This window comes from Bacillus sp. FG16 (assembly GCF_057809515.1).
This window is the reverse complement of sequence record NZ_JBMDKC010000195.1, coordinates 1-3481: the sequence shown is the minus strand read 5'-3', so window position 1 is coordinate 3481 and position 3481 is coordinate 1. Positions and strand designations below refer to the sequence as shown.

3 protein-coding genes are annotated in these 3481 nt (G+C 34.0%); 1 reads left to right on the top strand and 2 read right to left on the bottom strand.

Annotation, left to right across the window (positions count from 1 at the left end; genetic code table 11):
• Nucleotides 1–326 precede the first annotated feature (326 nt).
• Nucleotides 327–455 (bottom strand): hypothetical protein, encoded by a 129-nt coding sequence (locus ACODS7_RS31335; protein WP_488828464.1) that lies wholly within the window; start codon nucleotides 453–455, stop codon nucleotides 327–329.
• Nucleotides 456–599: 144 nt separating this feature from the next.
• Between ACODS7_RS31335 and ACODS7_RS31330 the strand changes: the two genes are divergently transcribed.
• The gene (locus ACODS7_RS31330) at nucleotides 600–1193 is read left to right on the top strand and encodes a TasA family protein (RefSeq protein ID WP_488828462.1); all 594 of its coding nucleotides are present in this window, start codon (nucleotides 600–602) and stop codon (nucleotides 1191–1193) included.
• Nucleotides 1194–1517: 324 nt separating this feature from the next.
• Here the strand turns inward: ACODS7_RS31330 and ACODS7_RS31325 are convergent, their stop codons facing one another.
• Nucleotides 1518–3149, bottom strand: a complete 1632-nt coding sequence (locus ACODS7_RS31325; RefSeq protein ID WP_488828461.1) for a family 14 glycosylhydrolase — start codon at nucleotides 3147–3149, stop codon at nucleotides 1518–1520.
• Nucleotides 3150–3481: the final 332 nt, after the last annotated feature.

Below are 3481 nucleotides of genomic sequence, written 5' to 3'. Positions count from 1 at the left end.
TAACGTTTTTTTGTACTTGGGGGTAGTAAAAAGGCTTAAGTTGATGGGCATGTATCGTGAGGCCAATTAGCGAAGAAGGCATACTGTCCTACTTTAGAAATGACGGTACAGGAATTTAAGTTTCTACAAACAATGGGTGTAAGCTCAAAATAGTGTGTAGTCATACATGGAAAACTTGTTATAATAAAATAGACACACCGAGTCTATATAAAAGATTCTTTATTTTTTACCCGAGTTTACGTTTGAAATGAAACAAAAATCCCTCTCGAATTCTTTTTGAGAGGGATTTTTGTTTCATTTCACTACATTTTGGAGTGTTTATCTTATCATGAATAACAAACCGGTACGGTTTGTAGCTTCATTTTTCTTGCGACAAAGTAGCGGCTAAATTTATCTTGTAGTACGTTTGTTTTTTTATCAATTACAATCGTTTTTAAGAATAATAAACATATCATACATAAAAATATGTCCCCCAACTTTCTCAATATGAGTCGATGTAAATTTAATACAAAAAATTTACAATTTATGATATACCTGTATTTGGGGGCTTTTGAATTCATAAAAAAGTATTTTGAATACACATTTGGGAGGAACACAAAATGTCATTGAAAAGAAAATTAGGTTTGGGAATTGCTTCAGCTACTCTTGGTCTATCATTAATTGGTGGTGGAACTTATGCCTATTTTAGCGACCAAGTTGTAACAAATAATACTTTTGCAACCGGGACATTAGACCTAGCTATGCATCCTACCACATCTCTCAATTTAGATAACTTAAAACCTGGGGACAAAGTATTAAAGAAATTTAATGTGAAAAATAGCGGTACGTTAGATATCAAAGATATTCTGATGAAGGTTGATTACACTGTGAACGATTTGAAAAAAAATAATAGTGTGGAAGATTTCGGTAAACATATTAAAGTACAATTCCTTTGGGATTGGGACCCAGAGAAAAGTCCTGTTTATGAAACAACTTTGGCAGAATTAAAAACACAACATCCAGGAGTTGCTTCTCAGAAGGTGTTTCTTTCCAAGTGGGCGGACACGGGCGGATTGAAAGCAGGAAAAATGGATTGGTTTTGGATGAAATTTATCTTTGAAGACAACGGTAAGGATCAAAATATGTTTCAAGGAGATAGTATAGCTTTAAAAATGGATTTTCAAGCGAATCAAACAGAAGGAAGAGCAAGATGATCTTTTAGTAACTTAGAGTTCATTTTCATATGTTTTTTATAAAGTAAAAGAAACGATTATGTTAGCAAAATTAAAAAGATAAAAATCGTTTTAAGAAGAGGAAATTCAACCTTTTTGTACGGTTTAGATTCAGTAACAATAAATAAGAAAAAGCGAATCTACTTATATGTATAGATTCGCTTTCATTAGTTGTATCGAGGAAATATAATCTCATTTGGATCATACTGTTACTCCACAAAAGGTATATGTTCAAGATTTAGCAACTCATCACATAACCGTTATATTTTTGCATCACCGGTCTCACTTCCTTTGCGAGGAATGCATTTACCACAAATCCGTATACACAGTAGAAGTCGCAGGAGTGGGTGTCCAATATTGTTGATTTGGTTGCCATGCTTTAATTGCTCCATCCTTTTGCTTAATAAATGCTTTGAATTGAACATTTCGCTCAGCTGGCAAGTAAACTGTACCTCTCCAATCCCCATAAGTAGAGTTGTATGATAATTTAATAGGATATATCGTTGTATCCCACTTCCCTAATTCAGCACGATCTCCAGTAATATATACTGTATCTCCGATAGTTGTGGGCGCATTTTTTACGACAATGGTTTGTAAAATAGGAGTAACGCCCAATGTATCTTTGAATTGTGTTATCAAGGTATTATTATGCATAACATCTTGATACCGAAGCAGTGTGAATCCTGCAAAGTTATAATTAAAAGTCATCTCAGCTGCTTTCTTATATTCATTATCGCTTCCTATGCTTAACGCATTTTCGCCATTTAAGACAATTCCTTTCTCATTTGCCAGCTTAGCTACTTGTTGTACAAGTGATTTTGGCATTGAATATTCTGGATATGTTCCCTTATCTGACATTTCTAAGCAGGTAAATGTTAAATCTAATTTTGCAGTTTTAAAAGCATCTAACAAACTACTATAATTATTATATCCAGCTGGCTTTTCAGCGCTGTGCGGAAGAGTTGGATTGTTGTATTGCCAATGAACCCCGGCAACTTTGGCTCCAATAGGAACGTGGAATATATTATCAAATGCAGAATGGGCTAATTCACCTATCAATTTTGTATGTTCTTCTAACACACCTTCATACCACTGTAAGAAGTCTTCACCGTACTTTGTTTGATAACCCATTGTCAAAAATTGATTTCCATCAGCTGGCGGAAGTACTTGAGACATAGAAGTTAAGTTTGTTCCCCAAACTTTGTTTATTCCTGATAAAGATCCATATTTTTGTAATGTCCAAGAACGAAATTTCTCCTTTGCAAATTCAGTATAAGCTTGAAATTTCCCTCTAGACGGATAGTCTGATTTATCAGCCGACGTATAAGATGGATAACGTGTTTCTCCAGCTGGGCCGCCCGATACATAAATCTTCGAAATAACATCTTTATACGACTTCATCGCCTCTGCAAAAGCATTATATAGTTCCCCGTACTGTTTTTGAATGACATCTGAAGCTAGTGGATTTAATGTTTCTTTATTTATTGTCCCTATTTCCGATTTAAAATACAAACTATCATCTGATTTTTGATTCCATAGCCAAGAAGGAAGGGGGACATTGCAATCATCTCCAACATTACCTCCGCATTGATGCGTTGAAATAATCGGAATCATTTTCATGCCAGCATTTCTTACTGATTGTGCAAAGCGCTGTACATAAGAAAAATCAAATTGTTGATCTCCATTCTTCTCCATGTCCCCCCACCAAAAATCAACAGTAATGGCAGAGAAACCGTTTTGTTTTGCCCAGCGTAAATCATTTTCAAACGTCTCCCATGTCATCATGTCTGGTATTTTTTTTAGTGGTGCCATGATATATGCTTTATAATTTCCGTTCATGGATTGCCCGTTTATCGCTGCATAACTTTGGCTTGCAAAAGCAAACAATATAAGAGCAGATAATAGGACAATACTACAGCCTTTTAAATATTCTTTCATACACTCTCTCCTTGTTTAGAATTAAGATTACTAATAATAAAAACTTGAATAAAGGCGAAAAATTCTGATGAGTATTTACATTCACATTTATATATTATCATTTCTTTGCAATCGTTTGCATTGATTTTTCGGTGTTTTACAAGCTTAAAAGATTGAAAGTAACTCGATAATATTAATTCTGAGTATTAAGAAAAATAGCTTGCGTTTTCATAATGGGGCCATATGCAATAATTTTCCAAAACAAAACCGAATATTGTAACAAAAATGGTGTTGATTTATATTGTGACAAATTATTTTTGGTACAGTATTTAGTTACAGCTAATTCAACAGTT